This is a genomic window from Fodinibius salsisoli (assembly GCF_026229185.1).
Classification (GTDB): domain Bacteria; phylum Bacteroidota; class Rhodothermia; order Balneolales; family Balneolaceae; genus Fodinibius; species Fodinibius salsisoli.
In genome coordinates this window covers 236,445-260,924 of record NZ_JAGGJA010000006.1, presented here as the reverse complement: position 1 = coordinate 260,924, position 24,480 = coordinate 236,445, and the positions used below count along the sequence as shown (strand labels likewise).

Genomic DNA, 24,480 nt, shown 5'->3' with positions numbered 1-24,480 from the left:
CTATCCAATCCAGGGGAATTTTTCCCAGTCGGGCTTTCGTTTTTCCAGGAAGGCATCGCGTCCTTCGGTGGCTTCGTCGGTCATATACGCCAGGCGCGTAGCTTCGCCGGAAAAGACCTGTTGGCCCACCATGCCGTCATCTACTAAATTAAAGGCGTATTTGATCATGCGAATGGCCGTCGGACTTTTCTCCAGGATCTCCTGGGCCCACTGGTAAGCCGTTTCTTTCAGCTCATCGTGAGGCACCACTTTGTTGACCATGCCCATCTCAAAAGCTTCCTGGGCAGAATAATTTCGGCCGAGGAAGAAGATTTCTCGGGCTTTTTTCTGGCCGACTTGCCGTGCCAGCAGGGCTGAGCCAAAACCACCGTCAAAGCTGGCGACATCCGCATCCGTTTGTTTAAAGATGGCATGTTCTTCACTGGCAATGGTGAGGTCACAGACTACGTGGAGACTGTGTCCGCCGCCGACCGCCCAGCCCGGCACTACGGCAATGACCACCTTCCCCATAAAGCGGATCATGCGCTGCAGATCAAGCACATTAAGCCGCGGCGTACCGGCTTCATCCTTATAGCCGGCCTTGCCGCGCACGTTTTGATCACCGCCCGAGCAGAACGCCCAGCCGCCGTCTTTGGGCGAGGGTCCTTCGCCGGTCAGCAGCACCACGCCGATCTGTTGATCTTCCCGCACATTCAGAAAGGCTTCCTGGAGTTCAAACAGCGTTTGGGGACGAAAGGCGTTGCGGATTTCCGGCCGGTTAATGGCAATACGCGCTACGCCATTCGATTTCTTAAAGGTAATGTCGTTGTATTCTTTAACCGTTTTCCAGTTCATAAAAATGAATTTTGATCAATATGATGGTTAATTTCGTTTGATAATGCTGAGGGATTATCCAGATGGATACGATGTCCTGCTTCAATAAAGCAAAGATGAACGTCAGAAAAAAAATACGTCAGTCGATCATTGATTTTCCTATATTTCTCGTCTCCGGAGCCCGCCATTAGGAGCGTTGGACCATCGAAACCAGAGGAATACTTGGTCTCGGGTGTCATTGATCCCGTGCCAAAGCCCCTTAACGAAGCAGCCATTGCTTGTGGATCTTGATCCAGGTGTATGTTATGATAGTTAGACAGGAGGATTTCATCAGCAGGCAGGGGCGACTGAAACAGCGCTGCTTCTTCCCATTTTGATAGAAAATCTTCATAATTTGATTCTACTTGCTTCGCTCGCTGTTCATCGGTATGGCGTCGTTCCTTTCGTTGCTGCTCATCGGTAATTCCATTCGTCGTACTTTCCAAAATGAGGCCTTTAAATAGTTCCGGTGTGGAGAAAGCTGTTTTCAAAGCTAATCGTCCCCCCATGCTGTAACCATATAAAAAGAGCGGAAAGATGTTGAGCGTATGAACTAACCGGTAGATATCATTAATCTGTTTATGCTCATTATAGCGTTTGGGATCAGTTGGTTTTGATGATTTTCCGTGACCCAGCAGGTCAATCGTTACCGGATTACAAGATTCAAAGAGCTCCTCAACGAGGTGCTCAAAGACCCGATGATCGCCCATAAAGCCGTGCAGCATCAACAGCCAGGGCAGGTTTTCATCTTGCTGATGTACATACACCGCATAATTGGTATTGTTGACTTCGACTAACTCCATTATTGAAAATCCCAGATGTTCTTGCGCAACTTCATGGAAGCATCGGCGTCCGTTTGGCATTCAATGACTGACAAGCCCGAATGATCGGCTTGCCATTTGTTAAGATCAAAGTTTTGTAATTTAGCAAGCGTTGTTATTCGATGAAAAGGAATATCGTGAGCAGCAACCAGTTGTTGAATGTCGACTGATTGAGGAGTCTCAAAATACTCTTTAAAATAGTTATCGTGCTGCTCAATAGGCAACATCCGAAAGATGGAGCCCCCCGAATTGTTGATGACAATGATCGTTAAATGTTGGTCAATAATCTTCTGGCTGAGCAGGGCATTACTGTCATGAAGAAAGGCGAGATCTCCGGTAAAAAGAACGCCCGGTTGTTGGGTGGCCAGGCTGATGCCCATAGCGGTGGAGGTAACGCCGTCAATACCGCTGGCTCCCCGGTTCAGAAATAAATCATACTGGGTAGCTTTTGGTCCAAAGAGTTGGATGTCGCGGGCCGGAAATGAATTAGAGACGGCTATAAACTTATCCTCATTACATTGAGGCAATATTTCGGTGTAAATATGTCCATCGGTTATCGTCTTCGATTGACCGATAGACTGCTCAAAATGATTGTCAAATGCTGCTTCTGTTTGTTGCCAATGATTAAGCCATGCAGTATCTGTTGATGCTGAAACTTCCTCAAGTAGAAGTTTCTTACCAAGCCAGGGCAGATGGCGACTTCCGGAAAAAGTAGCATCTTGCCAGTCATCGGTGCTGGCAAAATGATAGTGGTTCGTGCAGTTCCATTCCTTTAGGGCTACCTCCAATGCCTTAGCCGTTGGTTGAAAACCAAACCGGAGGATGAGGTCCGGCTGATGTTGCTTAGCGACTTTTTTATTTCGCAGAAAGCCCGCAAAGCCTTCAATAGTATATTTGCTGTCGACGGTCGATTCGGTAAGAATAGGGCAGTGGAGTTTCTCCGCCAGGGCAGCTACTGTAGACGTATCGTCATTGGCGGCCGTTGGTCCGACAATTATAAGTGGCCGCTTAGACTTTGCAATAACACGTTTTATAGCATCGGTAATCGGAAAAACGGCCCTGGATGAATCATATTGCGAGGAAGGGGAATCTGCTCGATTTTCTTCCTCAATTTTAGTCACAAATGCAGGATTAGGTTCGAGTGGCTTTCGAAAAGGGAAGTTGAGATGCACCGGCCCCCGTTTATCTTGCGCCATGCTAATAGTCTGCCGGGCAAGCATCTGTAGCCTGTTTCTATCAATTTGAGCCGATCGGGGTTCGCCTACTTCATGAAAAAACACCGGGTAATCCCCAAATATTTTAAGCTGATCAATAGCTTGGTTTGCCCCAGTTGCTCTGAGGTGCGGCGGACGGTCGGCTGTAGCCAAAATCAGGGGGATGCCCGACTGCCGTGCTTCAATGACAGCTGGATAATAATTGGCCAGGGCGGTACCGGATGTACAAACTAATACGGGCGGTGTGCCTGTTGCTTTGCCAATGCCCAAGGCCGTAAAGGCTGCCGATCGTTCATCCAGGATAATATGCTTTTTTAAGGCTGGATGGGCAGCTGCGGCCAAAGTTAATGGGGTTGAACGAGAACCCGGAGAAATAACCACATGTTGTACACCATGATCAACTAAAGTGCGAACAAAAAGGGTTGTCCAATAAAAGGGGGTATCCCGATCGTCGAGATCAGTCATATTGCAGGGCAGAAATCATTGGAGTTAGCTTAAGATTGGTTTCTTGCCATTCCTTCTCCGGATCTGAATCAGAAACGATACCGCATCCCGCAAAAAAATGCGCCTTGCGGGGGCCGATCAAACCACTACGGATAGCGACTGAAAATTCACCGCTTCCTTTGGCATTCAGCCACCCTACGGGTCCGGCATACCAACCGCGCTCAAAGTTTTCTAACTGCCGGATATATGGGGCTGCTTTCTTCCAGGGATAGCCCCCAACGGCTGGAGTGGGGTGCAGTTGTGCCAAGACCGGCAGTATGTCGGTTTCTTCAGAGAGTCTGGCGCGTATAGGCGTGTACAAATGTTGAACGTTCGAAAGCTTTTTGATCTCTGGGCTCTTTTTATGGTGGATCGTTTGTGTAAAAGGAGCTAATCGGTCTTCAATGTCTGCAACGACAAACTGGTGTTCGTTTCTGTTTTTAGGACTGATAGATAAATCATTAGCCAAAGTAGCATCTTCCGTAACAGTCTTGCCTCGTTTAATACTTCCGGCCAGTGCCTCCGTAAGCAAAAGTTCATGTTGAAAAGAAGCCAACTGTTCCGGTGTAGCACCTAAGAAGCTATGGCCACGCCCCGGATGTACCAGAAAACAGCTGCAATTTTGGTATTGTTGTCGTAGCCGGTTTAACATTTCTGTAGGGGGTGCCGCCGAATTCCGGGGGACCGTAGTTTGGCGTGCAAGGACAATCTTCTTGAATGACTTTTGTTGTATTTCCTTTTTAGCGTGGTTTACAGCATTAACCCAGTCCTGGTAGCCATTGCGAAAAATGGTAGATTGTTGGGGAGATGACTGAGGAGCATCCATAACAGTCTGGGAAAAAGTCCCCGAAATTTTTTGCTTAACATCCTGCAACCGTTGAAGAACCGCTTTTAATAGATCTTCGTCCGAAGAATAATGATCAAGTGAAAAAGAGAGCGTTGTTAAGGCATACTTATCATCTTGGAGGATAAGCCATTCAGGAACGGTAAGGGTTCCCGCTTCAAAAGAATGCCAGGCAGGATCGGATAAATGGTCGAAAAATGAAAATCCACCTACAAAGATAATTCCGGAATAAGCATGTGTTGACGCTGAAAAGGTGGAGGTGGTATCTATAAAAGTTTGACGCTGCTTATTGACAACTTCAAATCGATCAGCACCTTCGGCTGATATTTTGTGAAGTGCTCCGCCCGCAGCAATGGCAAAGCTTTCGGAAGGTTTTTCCCAATAATACTGAAAGGTGTTACTATTCCAGCCCTTTTGTAAAACGGCCAGTGGATCGTGGCAATCGATGGGGAAGGTAAACGTAGCGAAGGAGTTATCCTCTTGTTGAAACAAGGCTTCTATAAATTGTGTAAGCCGCCCTATGGTGTTCTTATCGAGATCCAAAGGGAGTTCCGGGTTTTTTGATAATGAGGTTAAGTCCATAACAACGGTATCAATAGCAGGTAACTTTCAGAACTTTCAATATAAATTGAAAATTGGATTTTCCATAATGAATTTTTTTAAAAAGGTGGGTTGACCATTCTAATAATGAATATTAGAAGAAATTCATTTGCATATTTTGGTCAAGTTATGAAAAATACAATAAAGAGATGGATCAGCAATATGATTGCTATTTATCAAAATTCGGGCTTATGGTTATTCTGAAAGAATTCAACCTCCAAAATGTATCGGTTCACTACAAGTGGAATAATGATCCGAAGTTGTCTTATTATGATTCGGATTATCCTTTCCAACCTGAAACATTTGAAACGTTTCTGAAACGCATAAAATCGGTAATCAGCAAGGAGAACAGGAGGGCAGATCTATTGGAAATCCATCTTGAAAACAACGATAAGCTAATTGGGATTGTTGATCTTTATTCAATTGACAATTATAACAACCGATGCTGTGTAAATTGTACGATCGGGGCTCGGGAGTATATCGGCCGGGGCTATGAGTTTGAAGCAATCAAGGAGACGCTAAACTATTGTTTCAATGAGCTCGGGATGCACAAAGTCACCACTACGGCTTTTGATTTTAACAAGGATAGGATTAAGCAAGTTAAGAAGGTAGGCTTTATGAAAGAGGGGCAGTTGCGCAAGCACGTTCTAAAGCAAGATACATTCTGTGATAAACTTATCTTTAGCCTTCTCAAAAGCGAATATGGAGCTGCCGTCGAGAATGCCTCAATAGCGGCTGCACATTAGATGTATTAACGCCCACCTGTCTTATAATACTTGAGCAAGGACAAGCTTGATTTGAAAATGTGAGCCCCGTCTGTTACTCTTCTTCCTCTTCGTATGGATTGTAGATACCGTATTCTGTTGGATCGTATTCAGCCAGGTTAAAAAAATGTTTCCAGGCTTCTTCGCTATTTCCTTCTTCATCAACCCAGTTGGGATGGCTCTGCTTGATGAGTCCTACAGCACGTTCTGCATACTCAACCCGCTCTTCTTCATCCTCAATTCGGGGGAGAGAGGCGATCATTCGGTCTAAATTATAGCCACAGTCAAAATCTTTTGGTTTTTTTTGCTCTACAAACATGGTTGGGTGCTAAGTATTTTTTAATTAAGCCAAAAGATAACAGCCTTGAAGATTGGAATAAAGAAACATTTCTATTTTTTATCATTGACAAAAAACATCAGCCTGTTGAACGGTAATCTAAGCTTGTAATTCGGTGGGCTAATGCAAAATCCCTATATTAACGGTCATTGATATAAATTTTCAAACTTAAGAACGATTCGACCTATCTGATGTATTACAATTCTATTTTGGAAACTATCGGCAATACCCCTTTAGTACGGCTCAACGAATTAGCCGATGATATTGAAGGAACAATTCTTGTAAAAGTAGAATATTTTAATCCCGGCCAGAGCGTCAAAGACCGCATTGGTTTAAAAATGATTGAGGATGCGGAAGAGCAGGGATTGATTGAGCCTGGGGGAACGATTATTGAAGGAACGTCAGGAAATACCGGTATGGGGCTGGCACTGGCGGCATCTATAAAAGGCTATAACTGCATTTTTACCACCACCGATAAACAGAGCAAATCAAAGATTGACCTGCTTCGGGCGTTAGGAGCCGAGGTAAAAGTATGCCCAACCGATGTAGAGCCGGACGACCCCCGTAGCTATTATTCCGTAGCTAAAAGGTTGAGCGAGGAAATTCCCAATTCCTATTATCCCAATCAATATGACAACCCGAGTAATACGCAGGCCCACTACGAGAGTACCGGTCCTGAAATATGGGAACAAACCGAAGGCAATGTAACCCATTATGTGGCTGGTATGGGAACGGGCGGAACCATATCGGGAACGTCCAAATTTTTGAAAGAACAAAATGAAGCCATCAAGACCATTGGTGTTGACAGTGTAGGCTCCGTTTATAAGAAATATTTTGAGACTGGAGAATTCGACAAGGAAGAGATTAAGCCTTATCTGACTGAAGGTATTGGAGAAGATATCATTCCCTCAAATATGGACTTTAATTTGGTCGATGCTGTCATCCAGGTTAATGACAAGAATGCCCTGTTGACGACACGAGACTTAGCTAAGAAAGAAGGGTTATTTGTCGGGGGATCCTGCGGGGCTGCCGTTTATGGCGCATTGGAATATGCACGGAATAATGATTTCGGCAAGGATGATCTGATGGTTGTCATTTTACCGGATAGTGGTACCCGATATGTGTCAAAGATTTTTAATGATGAATGGATGGCCGAACAGGGTTTCATTGATTCAGAAGAATAACAGGCATCAATTTTAACAGATAATACAAGATATTATGGAAGACCAAACAAAAAACATGAACCAGGGACAGATGGAAATTGAGCTTCCCGAAGAAGAGGCAGACGGAACATATTCCAATTTAGTCATGATTTCGCACTCTGCATCAGAATTTATTTTAGATTTTATTTCGGTTATGCCGGGCCGTCCAAAGGCTAAGGTTGTAAAGCGGATGGTGTTGACGCCAGATCATGCCAAGCGACTGCTCAATGCATTATCTGAAAATGTAAAACGTTATGAGGATGAACATGGCTCTATTGATAACGATGACCAGTTCGATATTCCTTTTAATTACCGTGGACCAACACCAGAAGCATAGACAAGTGGTAGGACACTATGTTTAATTTCTTGAAACAACTTTTTAGTAAGCAGGATCGGGAACTTACCTTCGTTATCTTTGACGAAAAGGAACCCGATCCTTCCAGTAATCATCGGTTTAAGCCCGCCCACTTATGGTATCTTTTTTATGGATCATTGGTGACGGTAGCCGTTATTATATTTTTATTGCTAAAGTTTAGTCCTGTGGGAGAGTTATTCTCTTCACATGCAGAAAGAGAACTGCAGGCACAGGCCATAGAAATATCAAAGAGGGTACAGTCTCTGCAAGATTCTCTTCACGCCCGGGATGCTCAGCTTGCTCAAATGAAAAGAGTGATCTCAACGGGCGCAGATACCGTTTTTACCATTGATTCTTCTAAAGGGACAACGACGTCTCCGGCAGTGCAAAAAAAGTCGGAACTAAAATCTTTTTCTTCGGTAAGAAGTACATCCGATAGTATATTTTTGAAGAACAAAATCGTTCTTTCCGATATATTTAAAGATGTGCCCGACTTTCCGGTGGGCTACCCAATAAAAGGGACCTTTACCAGGGGGTACAATCCACAGAAGGGGCACTTCGGCATTGATATTGCAACAAAACAAGGAACTCCATTTACAGCTATAGCTGATGGAGCAGTTATAAACCTGAGCTGGACCCTTAATTACGGATGGGTATTGTTTGTTCAACACAGTGATGGTATAATTACAGTATATAAACACGCTCAAAGCCTCTCAAAGTCAGTCGGTGATGTTGTGCAAAAGGGAGAGGTATTAGGGATCGCTGGAGATACCGGCATTTTAAGTTCCGGTCCCCATTTGCATTTGGAAATCTGGAAAAACGGCATTCCACAAAACCCCAACTCATATCTTATAAAATCCTAAAACAGTTCTATGTTCAACAACAATAACAATAAAAAAGAAAAGAATAGTAATACCTCTATGAGTTCTAACAATTCGGATAAAAACTTACCCTCAGTCAATATGATTAGTGAAGGCACTACTTTAGAAGGTACTATTAAAACAAAAAACGATATACGCATTGCCGGTGTTATTAATGGTGAAGCCAATGCAGAAGGAAAAGTGATTGTGGCTTCAAGCGGAAAGGTAAAGGGGAATATTAAAGCCTCTGGTGCCGACATTGCCGGCAAGGTTGATGGGCAAATAAAAGTTTCAAAAAAACTTATTTTGCGCGAATCTGCCTTGGTAGAAGGTGATATTTATACCGAAACGCTGTTGGTTGAAGAAGGTGCACAGATTAATGGCGAGTTCCGTATGACCGAAGATAAGTCATCTTCAACTGCAAGCAGTAAGGCTAAAACCAATGGGTTTTCGGGCAAAAAGAAAGCCAAGCAGACACCAAAAAAGGATCAATCTAAAAAAGCTTAGTACTAAAAAGAGTTGAGCCAACGTAAAAATATTTCAGATTATGTTGAGTATTTATCATTAGGAGTGGAGATAGCAGCCGCTTTGCTGGTTCCTATTTTAATAGGCTACTGGTTGGATCAGTATTTCGGGCTTTATCCATGGTTAATACTCACCGGTTGTTTGGTTGGTATTGTTAATATATTTTTATTGATATTTAAACTAAACGAACGGCTTAATAAAGACTGAAACTTTTTGGCTTTCCACCACCAGTATTTTAAGACTGTACTATATCAATTTGTAAACTATTGTTTCTGGGGCTTAGTTATAGTACTGGTACTTTCTTATATATGGGCGTCCGCCCAATGGGGGGCAATTATGGTTGCTTATGGATTAAGTTTCGTCTTCGTCTTTTCAAACTTTTGGGTCGTGCACAAATACCGGGAGCAATCTCATAAAAAATTTTACCGGCAGTTCTTAACGGGTTTATCTATTCGTTTTTTATTGGTTATAATCGCTCTGATTGTAATTTTGGAGGTAACAAAATTTCATCAAATTTACTTTACAGTTAGTTTTATAATTTCTTATATTCTCCATTCTGTAATTGAGGTTATGTCAATCAACAAAATACTACAAACTGACAATTAAAAGGTAAATGCTACAGGCCTTTCGGCGCGTTTTCGTCACTTTACTTATTTTCTTATTAGTCGCTCCTATTGTAAATGCTGAACAAGCCGGCGAAGATGAGTCTGGTTCTCCTATTGATGTAATGGGAAAGGTGGTTGATCATCATTCCCTGGCGTTGCCGGGTGCTGATTTACCCCTGCCGCGAATTTTGTTGGTTGACGGTGAATGGTCTTTTTACTGGAGTACGCATGCTGCTGTAGAATCCGGTGATTTTGTCGAAGAGAATCATGCCTTGGTACCAGCTGGTGGAGGGGAGGTTGCTCTCGATATGTCTATTACCTCTCACCTAATGTATGTGTGGTTCGGTGTTTTGTTAACGCTGCTACTTACCATAGCAATGGCGCGGCGCTATAAGCGGGGCGAGGGTCGTGAGACTGAGCCCAAAGGTTGGTTTCAGAATCTGTTTGAGATTATCTTTGTATTTGTTCAGGATGAAATTGCCAAACAAAATATTTCTGACGATAAGTATAAGAAGTTTGTTCCCTATCTGTTTGCTGTCTTTGTTTCGATTACCTTTATGAATTTGTTTGGTCTGTTGCCTTGGGGAGCGACGGCAACGGCCGATATTACGGTGACAGCGATCTTGGCTTTTATTACATTTGTTATAACGCAATGGAATGGGTCGAAAGACCACTGGGAGCATGTATTTTGGTTTCCCGGCGTTCCGCCCCTCATGCGTATAATTTTGACTCCTATTGAAATTATAGGTCTCTTCACCAAGCCTTTTGCATTGGCTGTTCGTTTGTTTGCGAATATGCTTTCGGGTAAGGTGATGATTATTTGTATCTTAGGACTGATATTTATTTTTGCCGACATTTTTGGTACTGTCGCTGGGGTAGGGGTGAGTTTGTTCTCTGTGCCTCTAACTGCGGTACTATATATCTTAAAAGCATTTGTCGGTGTGTTGCAAGCTTATATTTTTACACTGCTTTCGGCTGTATTTATTGGGATGGCAGCCGAAGAGCATGGTGCGCATGAAGAAGGAATAGAAGCGCATGCATAGAAACTGAACTTTACTCATACTTACTAATCCAAATAACAACTAAACACAACAGGTAAATTTACTATGGGTTTATTAGCAGCAGGAATCGGAGCAGGAATTGTAGCAGTTGGTGCCGGTATCGGAATTGGTATGATAGGTAAAAGTGCTACTGAAAGTATCGCTCGTCAACCTGAAGCTTCTGGTGATATTCGTGGTGCCATGATTTTGACCGCTGCTCTTATTGAGGGTGTCGCTCTTATCGGTGCTATTGTTTGTATTCTTCTCGCACTCGGTGTGTAAATAATAACTTTACAATCACGGAATGATGATGCTATTACTAGCAGCAGGTGGGGGAGGACTCCTCTCATTTAACGGCGGTTTTGCGATTTGGGTACTTATCACCATGGTCGTTTTTCTTCTGATTATGGGTAAGTACGCTGTCCCGCTTATTATGGATGCTCTACAGGAGCGGGAAAGCCGCATTAAGGATTCTCTTGAATCGGCAGAGAAAGCACTTAGTCGTGCTGAGAAAATATCCAAAGATAATGAAAAGGCACTCCGTGAGGCAGAGCAGAAGGCTCAAAAAATCCGCAAGGAGGCTATCGAAGAAGCCGAACTTATTCGGGCCGAACGACTTGAAAAGTCTAAGGAGGAAGCTTCCGATATGATTGCTCAGGCAAAAGAAACCATTGAGCAAGAGAAAAAGCGTGCCCTTACAGAACTTCGTGATGAAGTGGCACGGTTAGCGGTGCAGTCGGCCTCAATGATTATCGATGCTGAATTGGATGAGCAGAAAAATAGCAAATTGGTAGATAACTTTATCAAAGATATCTCTAAAAACTAAAGTAGATGCTTAGAACCAAGGCGGCGAGACGGTATGCAAAGGCTCTTTTAGAACTTGCTCAGGAAAGAAATGAGCTGGCCGAGATACTTGAGGATATTGAATTTATCCAGAATACGCTGGAAGGCTCAAAAGAGTTGGTTACCTTCCTGAAGAGTCCAATCATAAAATATGATGATAAAACAGCTGTGTTAGAGCAGCTGTTTTTTGAAGATCTTCAAGAGGCTACTAAGCTTTTTGTTAAGCTGTTGGCCAAAAAAGATCGCGTCAATTTATTGGATCAAATTGTGGAAGCTTTTATCCAACAGTATAAAAAGCATGTCGGTATCATAACCGTTAATGTATTTGTTGCGGAAGGCTTAAGTGAGGAGCATCAGCAATTATTACATCAAAAGTTGGAAGAAAAAACACAGAAAAAAGTCGATATGAATATTAGCGTGGACGAATCCCTGAAAGGTGGGATGGCGGTTCGTATCGATGATACCGTAATTGATGGTACGGTTAAACATCAGTTGGAGCAACTCGAAGAATCTCTGCTAACAACTGCTGTTGAATAAGAAATTAAATACGTCTTAAAATATATCAATACCAATGAGTCAAGTAAGACCAGACGAAGTTTCAGCAATATTACGTAAGCAACTGTCAGGCTTCGATAGCGAAGCGGATGTCTATGATGTAGGCACCGTTCTTGAAGTAGGTGACGGTATCGCTCGTGTTTATGGCTTGTCAAAAGTGCAGGCCGGTGAACTTGTAGACCTTCCCGATTCGAAAGATAAGGATGGGAGCTCTGTTCAGGGCATGGTGCTAAACCTTGAGGAAGATAATGTCGGTATCGTTTTGTTTGGTTCTACCAGTGCGGTAGAAGAAGGAGATACGGTCCGCCGAACTAAAGATATTGCTTCTATTAATGTAGGCGACGGGCTGCTGGGACGTGTTATCGATCCGCTGGGAAATCCTATTGATGGTAAAGGACCCATATCTGGTGACACTATCCGGATTCCACTGGAACGTAAAGCACCGGGAGTTATCTACCGAGAGCCGGTAACGGAACCTGTACAGACCGGTATTAAGGCCATTGACTCATTGATTCCCATTGGACGTGGACAGCGAGAGCTTATTATTGGTGACCGCCAAACCGGTAAAACATCTGTTGCCGTTGATACTATTATTAACCAGCGAGAAACTCAGGACACTGACAAACCTGTTCACTGTATTTATGTAGCAGTAGGGCAAAAAGGTTCAACGGTAGCTGGTATCGCCAAGGCGTTGGAAGAAAACGACGCCATTGATTATTCTACTATTGTTTCTGCTCCGGCCAGTTCCAGTGCACCGATGCGTTTCATTGCGCCATTTGCGGGAGCTGCTATCGGTGAGTATTTCCGTGATACCGGCCGGCATGCACTCGTGATTTATGATGATCTTTCTAAGCAGGCCGTTGCTTACCGAGAGCTTTCTCTGCTGTTGAAGCGCCCCCCCGGACGTGAAGCCTACCCCGGAGATGTTTTCTATTTGCACAGCCGTCTTTTAGAGCGTGCCGCAAAAATTATTGATGATGATGATATCGCCCAGCAGATGAATAATGTGCCCGAACAGTTGCAACCTTTGATGAAAGGGGGCGGCTCGCTTACGGCATTGCCGATTATTGAAACACAAGCTGGCGACGTTTCGGCTTATATTCCAACAAACGTAATTTCGATTACAGACGGACAGATTTTCCTTGATACGGACCTGTTTAACTCCGGTGTTCGACCGGCTATTGATGTTGGTACTTCAGTATCTCGTGTAGGTGGTTCCGCTCAGGTTAAGTCCATGAAGAAGCTGGCGGGTACGATGAAGCTTGATCTTGCGCAGTACCGAGAACTTGAGGCTTTTGCAAAGTTTGGGTCTGACTTAGACCCCTCAACACAGCGTCAGCTTAAGCGAGGTGAGCGTACGGTAGAACTGCTTAAGCAGGATATCTATCAACCGCTTTCCGTTCAGGAGCAAATTGCCTTGCTTAAGATTAACAGTGAAGGCCTGTTAGAAGAACTTAAAGTCAATCAGATCCGGGAGTTCGAGGAGAATTACCTTGAAACGGTCAACGTTAAATATGCTGATCAAATGAAGGCCCTGGCAGAATCTGGAAAGCTGGGTGATGATTTTGGCGAAAAATTAATGGAAACAGCCACAACCGTAATCGATCAAATTACAGCTTCTGACGAGTCCTAAATTATGGCGAATCTTCGCGACATACGAAATCGGATTGAGTCTATAAAGAATACCAAGCAGATTACGAAAGCCATGAAGATGGTTGCCGCTGCTAAGTTGCGAAAGGCTCAAAACCGTATTATTGAGACGCGTCCATATGCGTCCAAAATGAAAGAGGTAGCGGCCCGATTGGTCAATAATGCTTCCGAGGAGCATGAACTGCTCCGTAAACCGGAATCGGTTGATAACGTATTGCTTATTGTCATCGGCTCTGATCGTGGACTTTGCGGGGCATTTAACAATAATCTTTTCAAAGTCGTTGAACAAGCGGTTGAAGAGAACTATGCCACACATAAAAAAGAAGGCACGCTCTCTTTGGTATGTGTAGGACGCAAAACGATTAAGCATTTTGGCAAGCGTAACTACAATATTGCTGCCGAGTATCCCAACTTCTTTGATGAAGTTGAATTCTCAAATGCTTCTGAAATGATGAAACGAGTTATTAAGCAATTTAACACTGGGATATATGATGAAGTTAAATTGGCTTATAACGAGTTTAAGTCCGTAATTGCCCAGGAACGTATTGTTGAGACAGTACTTCCCATTGATCCGGAATCATTAGTGGAGGAGGATGAACAAACTTCTCAAAAGGAATATATTTACGAACCGGGCGTTGATGAAATTCTTGAAAAATTATTACCTTCTCACTTGAATTTGCAGTTGTGGAAGGCTATCCTTGAGTCGAATGCTGCAGAGCAAGGTGCTCGAATGACGGCGATGGATAACGCAACTGAAAATGCAAATGAACTGCAGGATGATCTGGAGCTTGAGTACAATAGAGCTCGTCAAAGCGCTATTACTACCGAGATTTCTGAGATTATTTCTGGTGCACAAGCACTTGAGAATGCGTAGATATTATTGGAGAGATGGCAGAGCGGTCGAATGCGGCGGTCTTGAAAACCGTTGAGGCCTTATGGTCTCCGGGGGTTCGAATCCCTCTCTCTCCGCTTTCAGTTAATAGCCTCTTCCTAAGTATGGAAGGGGCTATTTTTTTAAATAAATGAGAGAAACCTGCGTTAGTTAATGCAATTATAGGCCTAAAAAAGTCATTATGAAAAAATTAACGTTTGTATTCCTTTTAAGCTTTTTCTGTGTCGTTCATCAAGCAGCTGCACAGGATACAGTTCGGGTTTCGCTTCAGCAATTTATAGAGAGAGGAATCGAGCATGCCGGACAGTTAAAGTATGAGCGTCAAAAAATAAATCTGGCGGAGAATCAAGTATCCCAGGTTAACTCTCAACGCTACCTGCCCAGGCTGGAGATAAGTACACAGCATGGTGTAGTACCGGGAGTGGTTAGCCAGCGAGGTGATTTGTCAGAAAACGAATATTATCTGGACCCCAACCTGGAAAATGACTGGGAAAATTGGGCCGTCTTTACTCGTGCTGAGTTACAGGGCGTACAACCGTTATTTACATGGGGTGCATTACGAAACGCAGTAAAAGCGGCTGAGGCTTCGGCAGTAGCCGCCAGGGAACAATTTCAGAAGCAGGAGGCCGACCTTAGGGTACGATTAATTGAATTGTACCAAAGCCATCTATTGACCAAAGAAATTTTACGGTTGTTAGATGAGGCGGCTGGAAAGATCGAAAAGATCGAAGGTCAGCTTGAAGAGAAACAGAAAGAAGGAGCGGAAGACTTTGATGAGTCTGATCTTTTTAAGTTCAAAATTTTTAAATCAGAATTTGCTACACGTGCAGCAGAAGTAAGAAAGAGTGCACAAATGACCCATCGCATTTGGGCTTATGTTTTAAAAGCGGAGAAAGGAACAGTCTATCTGCCAGAAACACGGTTTTTGGATCCGGTTCCCCAAGGGCTCAAAGAAATCGATTTTTATAAGATGAATGCCATCGAACGGCGATCCGAGATTAAAGCAGTTGAAGCGGGCATTAAAGCTGCTGACCATGGGATAGAAGCTGAAAAGAGCAGGGGATTGCCAGCTTTGGTGCTTGGGTTTACGGGTAGTTATGCAAATACGCCAAACCGACCCCGACAGAGTAATCCCTTTATTATCAATAATTCGAACTATGCCAGTGGATCATTTGGGCTGGCCATCCGCCAAAATCTGGACTTTCTGAGTATCAGGACGGATGTAGAAAAACGAAAACTTCAGAAACGACAGGCAGAATATTTGAAAGAAGCGGCCGTTGATGGTATCGTACTGGAAATTAATGAAGCTTATAAAAATGCCTCATTATCGAAAGTAAAAGTCGAGAATACTGATGAAGCACATGTAGTTAGTAAGAAGTGGCTTCGGCAGGAACAATTAGATTACGATTTTGGTATAGGTGATACCAAAGATCTCATTGATGCGTTAAAAAAAGAGCTTGAACTGCGTGTACAAATGAAGCGAGAAATATTCGACTTCAATAAAAATATGACGCAGTTGTATCGTAAATCGGGTTTACCGATAATTCAAATTTTTAAAGATGAAGAATAGTATGATACGATTAAAGTATTTTTCTTATACATTATTAATCGCATTTTTCAGCATTGTATCTATGGCTCAGACGGCACAAGCCCAGAATAATGAGGCCTCCGTGAAGCAACTTTTAGAAGAACGGGATGCTGAGATAAAAGAACTCATGGGGCCAAAAGGCACCGAATATGATCAAGAGCAAAGAGATAAGCTGAAAGATATTATTAACGGGGTTATCGACTACAGTGCCATGGCTCGGCATGCATTGGCAGACACTTATGATAGCCTGTCCCAAGAAGAACAGGAGGAGTTTGTCGATCTTTTTTCAACAATTATTCGTGATCAGTCCCTTAATAAACTTGACATTTACCGGGCGGAGGTGAAGTATGAAGATATTACCGTTGATGGAAACACGGCCGAGGTTGAAACGCTGGCACAACTGGAAGATGTTCGTACACCGGTCGGATATATAATGGAGTATAGAACAGGTAGTGAACAATGGGTGGTTACGGATATGATAATTGATGATGTTTCCACAGCGGATTCATATCATCGGCAATTCCAGAAAATCATTCGACAGAAAGGATACGATTCACTCATTGAGACACTCCGTAAACGTGCAGCACGATAATAGATTTATAATTAGCAGAGAATAGCCGTATATTGGCATCAAATTTACTTAGATTTATTATATGCTGCGATCTATTCAAAACAATAAATTAGCCCCCGAGGGATACGTTTATACCACTTATGGGCATCTCAAGTATTTAAAGCATGCCGTCGCTTCTGTGGTGTCACTGAGACGATATGATGAGGAACGACCCGTAGCCTTGGTGTGTGAGGAGAAGCACAAAAAGGTACTTGAGGAGCATGATCTCAGTGAGATATTTGATGTCATCCACGTGATGGCATCCGAGCGCGCATCTATTGTAGGATTTAAGCATAACATCCAGGATTATATGTTCTTTGAGAAGAATATTTTTCTGGATAGTGATATTGTCTGGTGCAAAGATCCTGATTCGCTTTGGCAATCATTTGAGCCTTATCCGTTTACGATTACGGGTACTCAGGTTTCCGATAATTTCTTTGGAGGGCCTAAAAATATCGGCATTCTGGCGGATATTGTTTTACGTCGCAGGCAGCGCACATTAAACCATTTTGGGTTAACCTATCTCAGTCGGGTCCAGACCGGTATTATTTATGCCCAGGATTATAATTTGACAAAAAGGGTATGCGATCTGGCTCAAAAGATGCTGAGCCGGAAGGATGAAACACATTTTCGGAGTCGTACACTGGAGCAGGGACGCAGCGAAGAGTCCTGCGAATGGAGTATGGCCATGGCAATGTCAAAACTTGACCTTCCGGTATATCCGTGGCTGCAGGGACATACCAGCCCACAACTGGATTATATTGGAGACCTGACTTCGCACGATAATGATTTTGAGTACGTGGTTTGTAAATATTACTCCGACAAGTTTGTATATAACCTCCGGGGCTTAAAAACCAAATGGATGCGTAGATTTCTGATCAAAGCGTTGTCACTCATACCGGGTAAAGGAGATTATCTGAAAACAACGCCTTATTGCCTCCATTTTGGATGGTATCATCAAAAGCAGCCGTTTTATGAGTTTTCAGAACGCACATGGAATGCTTTGAAAAAAGAGAAGTTTGGTCAACTCGTAGAGAATAAAAATCGGTTAGTAGAAAACGGGTAATGATTCCAGGGATACGAAATCTGTGTTGCCGTGTAGTTAGACTTGGCACGCTTATTTTATTAACGCTGGTTTTTTACGAAGCGAAGGCTCAATATCAGCAAATACAATATGGTTTAGAATCTTCGGTTTATGCCGCCGATGCAGGAAGCTTGCCTTTCTGGTTCTATTCGAATGCTAATGGAATTATAGATCCTTCCTCCACTAACTTTACCAACCATTTCTTTGGTACTTTTACTCGGCACGATTCTACCCGTTCCGTACAGTTTAGTGGTGGTATTGATGCCCATGCAAGGCTTTCAGGGGATAATACTATTGTTTTTTCCCAATTATATGGACAGTTGCAATACCACGGGATACGCCTGACGGCAGGCCGATTTTATGATCCAATGGGACTCAATGAACATGATTTGTCGATGGGATCGCTACTGGTGAGTAGAAATACTGTGCCCGTTCCGAAAGTGCAACTTGGTACTGATGGTTTTGTCCTGCTTCCCGGTACTAATGGTCAGCTGTTAGCCAGAGGAATGGTTTCGCACGGCTGGTTTACGGAGAAACGTTATATTGATAATCCCAACCTTCATCAAAAATATCTGTACGTGAGGTATCAGCACGATCGGTTTGATTTTACCGTTGGTGCTGCACATAATGCGGTCTGGGGCGGTACCCATCCGGGGGTCGGAGAGCAATCACCCTATCAGTTACCGTCTTCTTTTTCAGATTATTTAAAGGTAGTCTTAGGTCAGTCGGCTTCAGAAGATAGCGATAATGTTCCGGATAATGAGATTACTAATACGGTCGGTAACTCAGTTGCTGCTTATGAGGGTAAGCTGGGTATTAACTTCGAGCATTTTCGTTTTAAAGTATATCGATTGTTCTACCTGGAGGATAAGGTTGCCCTAAGGTTTCGAAGCCCGTGGGATGGCATGTGGGGGACCGCTATCGAACTCGATAATTCCAATGGATTTGTAACAAAGATCCTTTGGGAGCATATGAATACCAAGCGACAAAATGCCTGGATTGATGATCCCTATGGTCGGACAAACTATTATAACAATGGAGTATATCGTTCGGGGTGGGCCTATCAAGGCAAGGTGTTGGGGAATCCCCTCATCATCAATAGACCGGTTAGTGGGTTTGATGGAGGCCATTACCCCATTTCAAATAATATTATTGTTGCTCACCATATCGGAATTAAAGGTAAGCCACTGGATCGATTGACCTATAAAGCGTTTTTTACCTATTCCAGAAACTATGGGACTTCTGTTGACCAGGGAGAAGGGCCAGACTACATCCCCTTGGATGATCTCCGTACTGATGAATTCTCTTCATACCTTAAGGTGAATTATAATATTGCCCCCGATTATGGCCTTAGCTTAAACAGCTCGTTGGCTTATGATGTTGGTAATCTCTATGCTGATAATCGGTTCGGATTTCAAATAGGCATCCGCTGGGAACAGCGCTCGAATTAGTATAAGCAAAAAAGTCCAGTAGAACCTTATCTTTGAACCATCTCTACAAACGATTTTCCAATCTTAAGTTTAGCAGAAAGGAACAGATAACATAATGAGCCAGAAGTCGGAAGAAAAAAATTGGAAAACGTATCTAAAAAAAGGATTACGTTACCTTTTACAAGCCGGAATAATTGGCTATCTGGCGTATAAACTATATGATATCGGTCTGGCAAATGTAGTAGATTCGCTACCGCTGAACCCGCTTTTCTATGGTCTGTTTTTTCTGATTTACTTTTCTCTTCCCGTAGCTGAGATTTTCATTTATGGAGTTAAATGGAATTTTCGGGGTTTCCGTGCCTTTTTGGTTTTTGTCCAGAAAAAAGTACTCAACACTGATGTGCTGGGCTATTCGGGGGAGTTTTATTTGTTCTATTGGGCCCGGGATAAGCTAAAAGTTCCAACAGTAGAGGCGATGAAGTTTATTAAGGATAACAATATCCTGTCGTCTATTTCTTCCACTTTTATCTCTGTTGTGCTACTGATCTTTTTTCTGACCCAGGGGTATATTAATCCTGAGGATTATATCCCACAGATAGAAAACAGGTTAACGTACCTGTGGATTTTTATAGGAATTGTTGTTGTAGGGATACTCATTTACCAGTTCCGAAATTATATTCTGAGTATCAGCCTTAAGGATGCCTCTAAAATAGCGGGGATCTATACCGGACGGCTCATCCTGACCAACCTGATACAGATCATTCAGTACAAAATTGCGGAGCCAACCGTACCCTGGGCGGTATGGTTTAGCCTGATGGCGGTACAAATCATGTCCACGCGGATTCCATTTCTGCCGAGCCGGGATGTACTGTACGTAAGCGTGGCCATTGAAATGTCGGTAGCGCTTAACGTACCCGAAACACAGCTGGTAGGGGTTTTAACGGCTAACTTAATGCTGAAGAAGCTAATCGGAGCCATTTCATTTCTCGTATCATCCTTTACTCAGAACCAGCTCCCAGTTAACCCAAAGTCCGTTGACTCGGATGAGTTGGAACAAGCTGAGTCCTTTGAAGAGGAATAGTAAAAATAAGTGTTAATGGAAGAACTGTTTAAGGTTTATCTCTTTGGTTTCAGCTCGGATATAAGCAACAGTTGAGGCATCAAAATGCTCGGTAAGTTTATTACTTTTATCCAAAGACTGGCGAGTATTTTGATCTTTCCAGGCCTCCTCTTTCTGGGTCAGCGAGCCGGCAACCTGGTGAAAATTTTGCGTCATTGATTGTTTGTAATCAAGCTTCAGGAAGCAACAGAGAGCTTCCAACACCCGTTCGGGACTGGCAATGAGCTGCTCATAGACAACAAAAAAGTGATTCGATTGATGTTGGTATTGCAGCGATTGTTCGATGCTTTTATTCCACCAGCTGATACATTTTTTTATGGAGCGCTCCCCGCCCCAGTGTTCAGGATACTGTTTGGTAGCAAGATGTAAGCTGGCCACAACATCGCTGCCATTGCGCAAAATATGGATAAATTTGTTGGATGTATCTGTTTGCTCAATAGATGAAATATAGTGCACGTGGCGGGGCGTTTTTTCAAGCCCGATTATGGGTTCATCTCCTCCGAGCCCTTTGGCATCATGTACGGTCATCTGGTCAATTACTTTAAGCAACAGTTGGCACCATTCCTTACAGCTAAAAAGCTTATAAGGTGAGACCTTTTCAAAAGGGTGCAGGTTGCTGTAACCATTTTGTCTGAGAAACTGGTCTACTATTTTTCGACTTCTCTTGCCATGGAGTTTAAGTCTTCGCAAGAAAGTATTTATGGGTAGGGTAGAAGAGAAAAAATGGGTCTCAGGAAAGGAGATAACCCGGGGATGACTGGCGATCATGCTCTGTAACAGGGTCGTACCCGACCGGGGACATCCGACTATAAAAGCTCGTTTTGTATCCACGGTATATTAGTTTGAAGAGGCGAATAAATCTAACTGTCGGGAATCATCAAGGTACATCGTGAAGGCCTTTTTTTGCTTTTCAGTTAAGTCAAACCGTGGATGTTCAAAAAGCTTTCCCTTTACAATTTTGTGCCAGACATAGAGCACGGCATCTTTAGGGTTGTTTCGAACTCTTCGAAGGAAATGGTCTTTTTCCCAAGTGTTAGAACCATGATAACACCGAATAAACAGGTGGGAATAATGGTTGGGGAGCTGAAGATAGCGTTGGGCCATCCATTCCTTTAAATAGACGGTATCTTCGGCCCGACGCGTATGTGGGTAGCGGATATTGTCATCCGATCGGTGCATAATACTTCCGGGAATACCATCCGGTAGATAGCCTACATAGGGGTGCTGCATATAGGGTTCTTCATCCAGATGCATAAGAGCCCCTGAAAGGCAGCAGGCATCATAGCCATCCAGCAGGGTTTGAGCTTGAATTGAGATACGCTCCGGATGGTACCAGTCATCGTCATCCCACTGTACTAAAAAATCACCATTAGCTTCTTCCAGCGATCGATTGCGCAGTTTCCCAAGCGTATTATCAGGGGTGTTTTCTAACTTCACATATTTCACTTGGTTCGAGGGGAGGGGGCTTAGCAGATCATCCAGATCCTGTTCGCCATCATCAATAATAACCAATTCCTTATTGGGATAGGTCTGATTTTGGAAGCATTGAATGGCTCGCTTCATCAGGTGCTTTCGATTAGCGGTAACCGTTAGACAGCTAACTTTAGGCTGATCATTATTTTGGTTGGTCTGCAAAGAATCTGACATAGAAAGAACTGGTAGATAAAATTCTTAAAAAGAGCACTAATATTAATGAAATATTTGGCAAGCTCATAAGTATTTTTAACCCATAACCGGGTAGTAAAGGTGAAGAAGCCGGAATCAATATAGGAGAATATGTTTCAACGGTTTCAACCGAGAAAAGTAGACAGAGTTCCTGAGCTTGTTCATCAGTTTATTCCAGGGGAAACCCATTATGATAAGTTGGATGGTGAATGTCTTAAAAAAGATATTCATGGTTAGGTCTATGCCTATATGCATTCCAATGAGAAAAACAGTGATATAAGGGCGCCATCGTTTCCACCAAATGAGTAAACCGGATAGTTCAGTTACTAAACCAAAAGTGAGAATAAGAGTGGCAATAAAACGACTGCTCAACGCTAATTCTTGAAGCCAGTTTAGTTCAAATGAACCAGTTAAGGATAGGATATCAATGCCTTTTTCTCCAATCCACAGCCAAAGGTGATGGCCATCGACCCAGGTAACACCGGTGGCTACCAATTTTGAAATGCCGGCAGAAGTATATCCCAGACCGATATAAAAAAGAGTAAACCCAAAGGCAAAGGGGAGCGATTTTTTAATGTCCCTGATAAAGAGTCCCGCAAGAGCGAGCCCCATAAGGCTAAATCCCACTAAGTTGGCACTATGGGGAATTTCGCCTTGCGAAAACCGAACAACATACTGGAGGTGAAATAAAATAAAGGCCAGGGCATAGAGCCATCGCAATCGCTTGAAAAGAAAAGGAATGATACAGCAAAGCGTAATTATAATAGCATTGACGGTTGCCCATTCGCCGAAAAAGAATTCAACGTTAATATAATTTGCCAGGCCGAGTGGAAGGACCACATTGCTGAGCCGGGGAACATAGAAAGCCCACTCCCAAGTGTATATGAGGGTATAAACAACGGTAAATAATTCGAATGCCCGGAGCTGTATTTTTGTGCCTGCAGATTCCGGAGCCTCAAAGTTGAATAGATTATGAAATAGACGGTCCATGTTGATGAAGTATTTATTCCGAAAAGAGCCTGGGATTTTTATAAGTACTATCTGCCGTAAATAAAAACATCGGTATCGCTTGGATAACTACAGAATCTTGTTCGTTTATAGAACCTACAACGCGAGTCGCCATCCACATTTGGCCGGGATGGTTATCGATGCCAAAAGTAGATCGCAAGCCATTAATTTTTTTGGTGTTCCAGTCTTTGGTTTTGGAAATATAATTGGCATAATCGATGGAGTGGATACCATGCTTTTCCAAGGGTAAAATACGGTTGTCAATAGCAGTAATGGGCTTGCTGTCCCACAAGTCTGCGCGTGTGGTATCTTGCACATTTTCAACAACTCCCCGTGACCAGGGAATGCCGGCTTGTGAGAACATGGGAAAAATACTAAAAGGCCAAAACTCGCCTTCGTGCGTACTTACCAATACGATATTGATCAACAATACCGTATAAATGATATGTTTATACTTTTGCATTGCTTTTACACGCGAAAAATTTATAACTGATGTTTAGTCGGTATATTTTGTTGATGAATAACTAACACAAATTTATACTTTTTCAATCCATTTAGGTAGTAAAAAGTACTTATTTTTCATTTTTATAAGTGCTTCTTGGTCAAGAAATCTCAAAAGAATGCAAATAAAGAGGACCAGTAAACGTTATGACAGCAAAAGGTGTATTATAATATCTCACAGACAGTATCTACAGCGTTAAGAATACAATTTAAAGCATCATATAAATCAATCGATTAAATGAATTTATTTGATAGTCATTTGGAAGAGAAGACGTTACGTTGCTTTGTTATGGCATTTTTAGTGGGTTGTTTACCGCTGCATGCCAGGGCACAGCAACCGGTGCATTTGGATAATAATGCAGTCTTATTGGAAAACTTTGAAAATGATACAAAGCATAACTACCCTCATAAATGGTATGACCGTGACGGCAACAAAAAGCTGGTCAACCACAGTGAAAGCTTTCTACAAGATTATTTGTACAAGGTCAAAAATCGTGGTCGTAACAACTTCTTGCGATTCGAAGGGAAAGCGGCTAAACATATTAGCCTGCCATTAGTCAATGAGGATAAGGATAATATCTATGGTATCGATATTTATGAAACTCCGATTTTATCGTGGAAAGTTCGGGCTCATAAATTGCCAATGAATGCCAGTGAAGATGATGATGACCGCAATGATTCGGTAGCAAGTATTTATGTAGCTTTTGATATGGGCAGGGTGGCCTTGTTCAAAAAGGTGCCTAAAACCATACGATATACCTGGAGTAGTACGCTTGAAAAGGGCACGGAGCTTTCTAAATTTTTTGGCAACCAAAAAATTGTTGTCATAGAATCAGGGCCAGAGAAGAAAGGAGAATGGATGACGTTTCAAAGAAATATTGTGGAAGATTATAAACGACTTTTTGGAGATCCCCCACCTAAAACTCCTCTTGCAATCTTAATTCTTAGCGACGGAGATAGCACAGGGTCGTGGGTCAAAGCGGATTATGATGATATTATGTTAAAGCCCGAGAGATCATCAAAATAGTGACT

27 protein-coding genes and 1 tRNA gene are annotated in these 24,480 nt (G+C 42.9%); 19 read left to right on the top strand and 9 right to left on the bottom strand.

Features of this window, described 5'->3' with window-relative positions:
- The 4 genes from J6I44_RS10960 to J6I44_RS10945 are packed head-to-tail and all read right to left on the bottom strand — an operon-like array spanning position 1 to position 4,796.
- Complete coding sequence (locus J6I44_RS10960) at positions 1-834, bottom strand: 1,4-dihydroxy-2-naphthoyl-CoA synthase (protein WP_265766161.1); 834 nt, start codon at positions 832-834, stop codon at positions 1-3.
- The gene (locus J6I44_RS10955; RefSeq protein ID WP_265766160.1) at positions 831-1,655 is read right to left on the bottom strand and encodes an alpha/beta fold hydrolase; all 825 of its coding nucleotides are present in this window, start codon (positions 1,653-1,655) and stop codon (positions 831-833) included. Before J6I44_RS10955 ends, J6I44_RS10960 begins: the two co-directional genes overlap by 4 nt.
- Positions 1,655-3,352 (bottom strand): 2-succinyl-5-enolpyruvyl-6-hydroxy-3-cyclohexene-1-carboxylic-acid synthase, encoded by a 1,698-nt coding sequence (menD, locus tag J6I44_RS10950; RefSeq protein WP_265766158.1) that lies wholly within the window; start codon positions 3,350-3,352, stop codon positions 1,655-1,657. Before menD ends, J6I44_RS10955 begins: the two co-directional genes overlap by 1 nt.
- Positions 3,345-4,796 carry an isochorismate synthase gene (locus tag J6I44_RS10945; protein WP_265766157.1) on the bottom strand — a complete coding sequence of 484 codons (1,452 nt, stop codon included), beginning with the start codon at positions 4,794-4,796 and terminating at the stop codon, positions 3,345-3,347. Before J6I44_RS10945 ends, menD begins: the two co-directional genes overlap by 8 nt.
- Positions 4,797-4,963: 167 nt before the next feature.
- On the opposite strand from J6I44_RS10945, the gene J6I44_RS10940 reads away from it, so the two are divergent.
- Positions 4,964-5,560, top strand: a complete 597-nt coding sequence (locus J6I44_RS10940) for a GNAT family N-acetyltransferase (RefSeq protein ID WP_265766156.1) — start codon at positions 4,964-4,966, stop codon at positions 5,558-5,560.
- Between the two features lie 73 nt (positions 5,561-5,633).
- Here the strand turns inward: J6I44_RS10940 and J6I44_RS10935 are convergent, their stop codons facing one another.
- Complete coding sequence (locus J6I44_RS10935; protein ID WP_265766155.1) at positions 5,634-5,897, bottom strand: DUF4290 domain-containing protein; 264 nt, start codon at positions 5,895-5,897, stop codon at positions 5,634-5,636.
- A gap of 209 nt (positions 5,898-6,106) precedes the next feature.
- On the opposite strand from J6I44_RS10935, the gene J6I44_RS10930 reads away from it, so the two are divergent.
- The 17 genes from J6I44_RS10930 (at position 6,107) to J6I44_RS10850 (ending at position 20,235) form a co-directional block, all read left to right on the top strand.
- Complete coding sequence (locus J6I44_RS10930) at positions 6,107-7,099, top strand: PLP-dependent cysteine synthase family protein (RefSeq protein WP_265766154.1); 993 nt, start codon at positions 6,107-6,109, stop codon at positions 7,097-7,099.
- Positions 7,100-7,133: 34 nt separating this feature from the next.
- Complete coding sequence (locus tag J6I44_RS10925) at positions 7,134-7,454, top strand: DUF3467 domain-containing protein (RefSeq protein WP_265766152.1); 321 nt, start codon at positions 7,134-7,136, stop codon at positions 7,452-7,454.
- A gap of 17 nt (positions 7,455-7,471) precedes the next feature.
- Positions 7,472-8,335 (top strand): murein hydrolase activator EnvC family protein, encoded by an 864-nt coding sequence (locus J6I44_RS10920; RefSeq protein ID WP_265766151.1) that lies wholly within the window; start codon positions 7,472-7,474, stop codon positions 8,333-8,335.
- A 9-nt stretch (positions 8,336-8,344) separates the two neighbouring features.
- On the top strand, positions 8,345-8,839 hold the full coding sequence (locus tag J6I44_RS10915) for a bactofilin family protein (RefSeq protein ID WP_265766150.1): 495 nt from the start codon (positions 8,345-8,347) through the stop codon (positions 8,837-8,839).
- Between the two features lie 12 nt (positions 8,840-8,851).
- Entirely contained in the window at positions 8,852-9,064 is a 213-nt protein-coding gene (locus J6I44_RS10910; RefSeq protein WP_265766148.1) for an AtpZ/AtpI family protein, read from the top strand.
- A 406-nt stretch (positions 9,065-9,470) separates the two neighbouring features.
- Entirely contained in the window at positions 9,471-10,505 is a 1,035-nt protein-coding gene (gene atpB / locus J6I44_RS10905) for a F0F1 ATP synthase subunit A (protein WP_265766147.1), read from the top strand.
- 63 nt (positions 10,506-10,568) lie between these two features.
- Entirely contained in the window at positions 10,569-10,784 is a 216-nt protein-coding gene (gene atpE, locus J6I44_RS10900; RefSeq protein ID WP_142713136.1) for an ATP synthase F0 subunit C, read from the top strand.
- A 22-nt stretch (positions 10,785-10,806) separates the two neighbouring features.
- Positions 10,807-11,328 (top strand): F0F1 ATP synthase subunit B, encoded by a 522-nt coding sequence (atpF, locus tag J6I44_RS10895; protein WP_265766146.1) that lies wholly within the window; start codon positions 10,807-10,809, stop codon positions 11,326-11,328.
- Between the two features lie 5 nt (positions 11,329-11,333).
- Positions 11,334-11,882 (top strand): ATP synthase F1 subunit delta, encoded by a 549-nt coding sequence (atpH, locus tag J6I44_RS10890; RefSeq protein WP_265766145.1) that lies wholly within the window; start codon positions 11,334-11,336, stop codon positions 11,880-11,882.
- Positions 11,883-11,916: 34 nt separating this feature from the next.
- A complete protein-coding gene (atpA, locus tag J6I44_RS10885; protein ID WP_265766144.1) occupies positions 11,917-13,533 on the top strand; it encodes a F0F1 ATP synthase subunit alpha in 1,617 nt (538 codons plus the stop codon).
- 3 nt (positions 13,534-13,536) lie between these two features.
- On the top strand, positions 13,537-14,424 hold the full coding sequence (atpG, locus tag J6I44_RS10880; RefSeq protein ID WP_265766143.1) for an ATP synthase F1 subunit gamma: 888 nt from the start codon (positions 13,537-13,539) through the stop codon (positions 14,422-14,424).
- A gap of 8 nt (positions 14,425-14,432) precedes the next feature.
- Positions 14,433-14,519 (top strand) — tRNA-Ser (locus J6I44_RS10875).
- Positions 14,520-14,623: 104 nt separating this feature from the next.
- Complete coding sequence (locus tag J6I44_RS10870; RefSeq protein WP_265766142.1) at positions 14,624-16,012, top strand: TolC family protein; 1,389 nt, start codon at positions 14,624-14,626, stop codon at positions 16,010-16,012.
- 1 nt (position 16,013) lies between these two features.
- The gene (locus tag J6I44_RS10865; RefSeq protein ID WP_265766141.1) at positions 16,014-16,622 is read left to right on the top strand and encodes an MlaC/ttg2D family ABC transporter substrate-binding protein; all 609 of its coding nucleotides are present in this window, start codon (positions 16,014-16,016) and stop codon (positions 16,620-16,622) included.
- A 61-nt stretch (positions 16,623-16,683) separates the two neighbouring features.
- A complete protein-coding gene (locus J6I44_RS10860) occupies positions 16,684-17,706 on the top strand; it encodes a hypothetical protein (protein ID WP_265766139.1) in 1,023 nt (340 codons plus the stop codon).
- Positions 17,706-19,175, top strand: a complete 1,470-nt coding sequence (locus J6I44_RS10855) for a capsule assembly Wzi family protein (RefSeq protein WP_265766138.1) — start codon at positions 17,706-17,708, stop codon at positions 19,173-19,175. The genes J6I44_RS10860 and J6I44_RS10855 overlap by 1 nt, the downstream gene beginning before the upstream one ends.
- 94 nt (positions 19,176-19,269) lie before the next feature.
- Positions 19,270-20,235 carry a hypothetical protein gene (locus J6I44_RS10850; protein WP_265766137.1) on the top strand — a complete coding sequence of 322 codons (966 nt, stop codon included), beginning with the start codon at positions 19,270-19,272 and terminating at the stop codon, positions 20,233-20,235.
- A 12-nt stretch (positions 20,236-20,247) separates the two neighbouring features.
- Here the strand turns inward: J6I44_RS10850 and J6I44_RS10845 are convergent, their stop codons facing one another.
- The 4 genes from J6I44_RS10845 to J6I44_RS10830 all read right to left on the bottom strand — a co-directional run bounded on the left by J6I44_RS10845 (position 20,248) and on the right by J6I44_RS10830 (position 23,410).
- Complete coding sequence (locus tag J6I44_RS10845) at positions 20,248-21,105, bottom strand: sulfotransferase family protein (RefSeq protein ID WP_265766136.1); 858 nt, start codon at positions 21,103-21,105, stop codon at positions 20,248-20,250.
- 6 nt (positions 21,106-21,111) lie between these two features.
- The gene (locus J6I44_RS10840) at positions 21,112-21,921 is read right to left on the bottom strand and encodes a glycosyltransferase family 2 protein (RefSeq protein ID WP_265766135.1); all 810 of its coding nucleotides are present in this window, start codon (positions 21,919-21,921) and stop codon (positions 21,112-21,114) included.
- 114 nt (positions 21,922-22,035) lie between these two features.
- On the bottom strand, positions 22,036-22,929 hold the full coding sequence (locus J6I44_RS10835; RefSeq protein ID WP_265766134.1) for a hypothetical protein: 894 nt from the start codon (positions 22,927-22,929) through the stop codon (positions 22,036-22,038).
- 13 nt (positions 22,930-22,942) lie between these two features.
- Positions 22,943-23,410 carry a hypothetical protein gene (locus tag J6I44_RS10830; RefSeq protein ID WP_265766133.1) on the bottom strand — a complete coding sequence of 156 codons (468 nt, stop codon included), beginning with the start codon at positions 23,408-23,410 and terminating at the stop codon, positions 22,943-22,945.
- 276 nt (positions 23,411-23,686) lie between these two features.
- Between J6I44_RS10830 and J6I44_RS10825 the strand changes: the two genes are divergently transcribed.
- Entirely contained in the window at positions 23,687-24,475 is a 789-nt protein-coding gene (locus J6I44_RS10825; RefSeq protein WP_265766132.1) for a DUF3047 domain-containing protein, read from the top strand.
- The last annotated feature ends 5 nt before the right edge of the window (positions 24,476-24,480 follow it).

What these genes read in the sequence shown, in the direction of transcription:
- J6I44_RS10960 (WP_265766161.1), bottom strand. Translation starts at nt 834, where the DNA reads ATGAACTGGAAAACGGTTAAAGAATACAACGACATTACCTTTAAGAAA.
- J6I44_RS10955 (WP_265766160.1), bottom strand. Translation starts at nt 1,655, where the DNA reads ATGGAGTTAGTCGAAGTCAACAATACCAATTATGCGGTGTATGTACAT.
- menD (WP_265766158.1), bottom strand. Translation starts at nt 3,352, where the DNA reads ATGACTGATCTCGACGATCGGGATACCCCCTTTTATTGGACAACCCTT.
- J6I44_RS10945 (WP_265766157.1), bottom strand. Translation starts at nt 4,796, where the DNA reads ATGGACTTAACCTCATTATCAAAAAACCCGGAACTCCCTTTGGATCTC.
- J6I44_RS10940 (WP_265766156.1), top strand. Translation starts at nt 4,964, where the DNA reads ATGGATCAGCAATATGATTGCTATTTATCAAAATTCGGGCTTATGGTT.
- J6I44_RS10935 (WP_265766155.1), bottom strand. Translation starts at nt 5,897, where the DNA reads ATGTTTGTAGAGCAAAAAAAACCAAAAGATTTTGACTGTGGCTATAAT.
- J6I44_RS10930 (WP_265766154.1), top strand. Translation starts at nt 6,107, where the DNA reads ATGTATTACAATTCTATTTTGGAAACTATCGGCAATACCCCTTTAGTA.
- J6I44_RS10925 (WP_265766152.1), top strand. Translation starts at nt 7,134, where the DNA reads ATGGAAGACCAAACAAAAAACATGAACCAGGGACAGATGGAAATTGAG.
- J6I44_RS10920 (WP_265766151.1), top strand. Translation starts at nt 7,472, where the DNA reads ATGTTTAATTTCTTGAAACAACTTTTTAGTAAGCAGGATCGGGAACTT.
- J6I44_RS10915 (WP_265766150.1), top strand. Translation starts at nt 8,345, where the DNA reads ATGTTCAACAACAATAACAATAAAAAAGAAAAGAATAGTAATACCTCT.
- atpB (WP_265766147.1), top strand. Translation starts at nt 9,471, where the DNA reads ATGCTACAGGCCTTTCGGCGCGTTTTCGTCACTTTACTTATTTTCTTA.
- atpE (WP_142713136.1), top strand. Translation starts at nt 10,569, where the DNA reads ATGGGTTTATTAGCAGCAGGAATCGGAGCAGGAATTGTAGCAGTTGGT.
- atpF (WP_265766146.1), top strand. Translation starts at nt 10,807, where the DNA reads ATGATGATGCTATTACTAGCAGCAGGTGGGGGAGGACTCCTCTCATTT.
- atpH (WP_265766145.1), top strand. Translation starts at nt 11,334, where the DNA reads ATGCTTAGAACCAAGGCGGCGAGACGGTATGCAAAGGCTCTTTTAGAA.
- atpA (WP_265766144.1), top strand. Translation starts at nt 11,917, where the DNA reads ATGAGTCAAGTAAGACCAGACGAAGTTTCAGCAATATTACGTAAGCAA.
- atpG (WP_265766143.1), top strand. Translation starts at nt 13,537, where the DNA reads ATGGCGAATCTTCGCGACATACGAAATCGGATTGAGTCTATAAAGAAT.
- J6I44_RS10870 (WP_265766142.1), top strand. Translation starts at nt 14,624, where the DNA reads ATGAAAAAATTAACGTTTGTATTCCTTTTAAGCTTTTTCTGTGTCGTT.
- J6I44_RS10865 (WP_265766141.1), top strand. Translation starts at nt 16,014, where the DNA reads ATGATACGATTAAAGTATTTTTCTTATACATTATTAATCGCATTTTTC.
- J6I44_RS10860 (WP_265766139.1), top strand. Translation starts at nt 16,684, where the DNA reads ATGCTGCGATCTATTCAAAACAATAAATTAGCCCCCGAGGGATACGTT.
- J6I44_RS10855 (WP_265766138.1), top strand. Translation starts at nt 17,706, where the DNA reads ATGATTCCAGGGATACGAAATCTGTGTTGCCGTGTAGTTAGACTTGGC.
- J6I44_RS10850 (WP_265766137.1), top strand. Translation starts at nt 19,270, where the DNA reads ATGAGCCAGAAGTCGGAAGAAAAAAATTGGAAAACGTATCTAAAAAAA.
- J6I44_RS10840 (WP_265766135.1), bottom strand. Translation starts at nt 21,921, where the DNA reads ATGTCAGATTCTTTGCAGACCAACCAAAATAATGATCAGCCTAAAGTT.
- J6I44_RS10835 (WP_265766134.1), bottom strand. Translation starts at nt 22,929, where the DNA reads ATGGACCGTCTATTTCATAATCTATTCAACTTTGAGGCTCCGGAATCT.
- J6I44_RS10830 (WP_265766133.1), bottom strand. Translation starts at nt 23,410, where the DNA reads ATGCAAAAGTATAAACATATCATTTATACGGTATTGTTGATCAATATC.
- J6I44_RS10825 (WP_265766132.1), top strand. Translation starts at nt 23,687, where the DNA reads ATGAATTTATTTGATAGTCATTTGGAAGAGAAGACGTTACGTTGCTTT.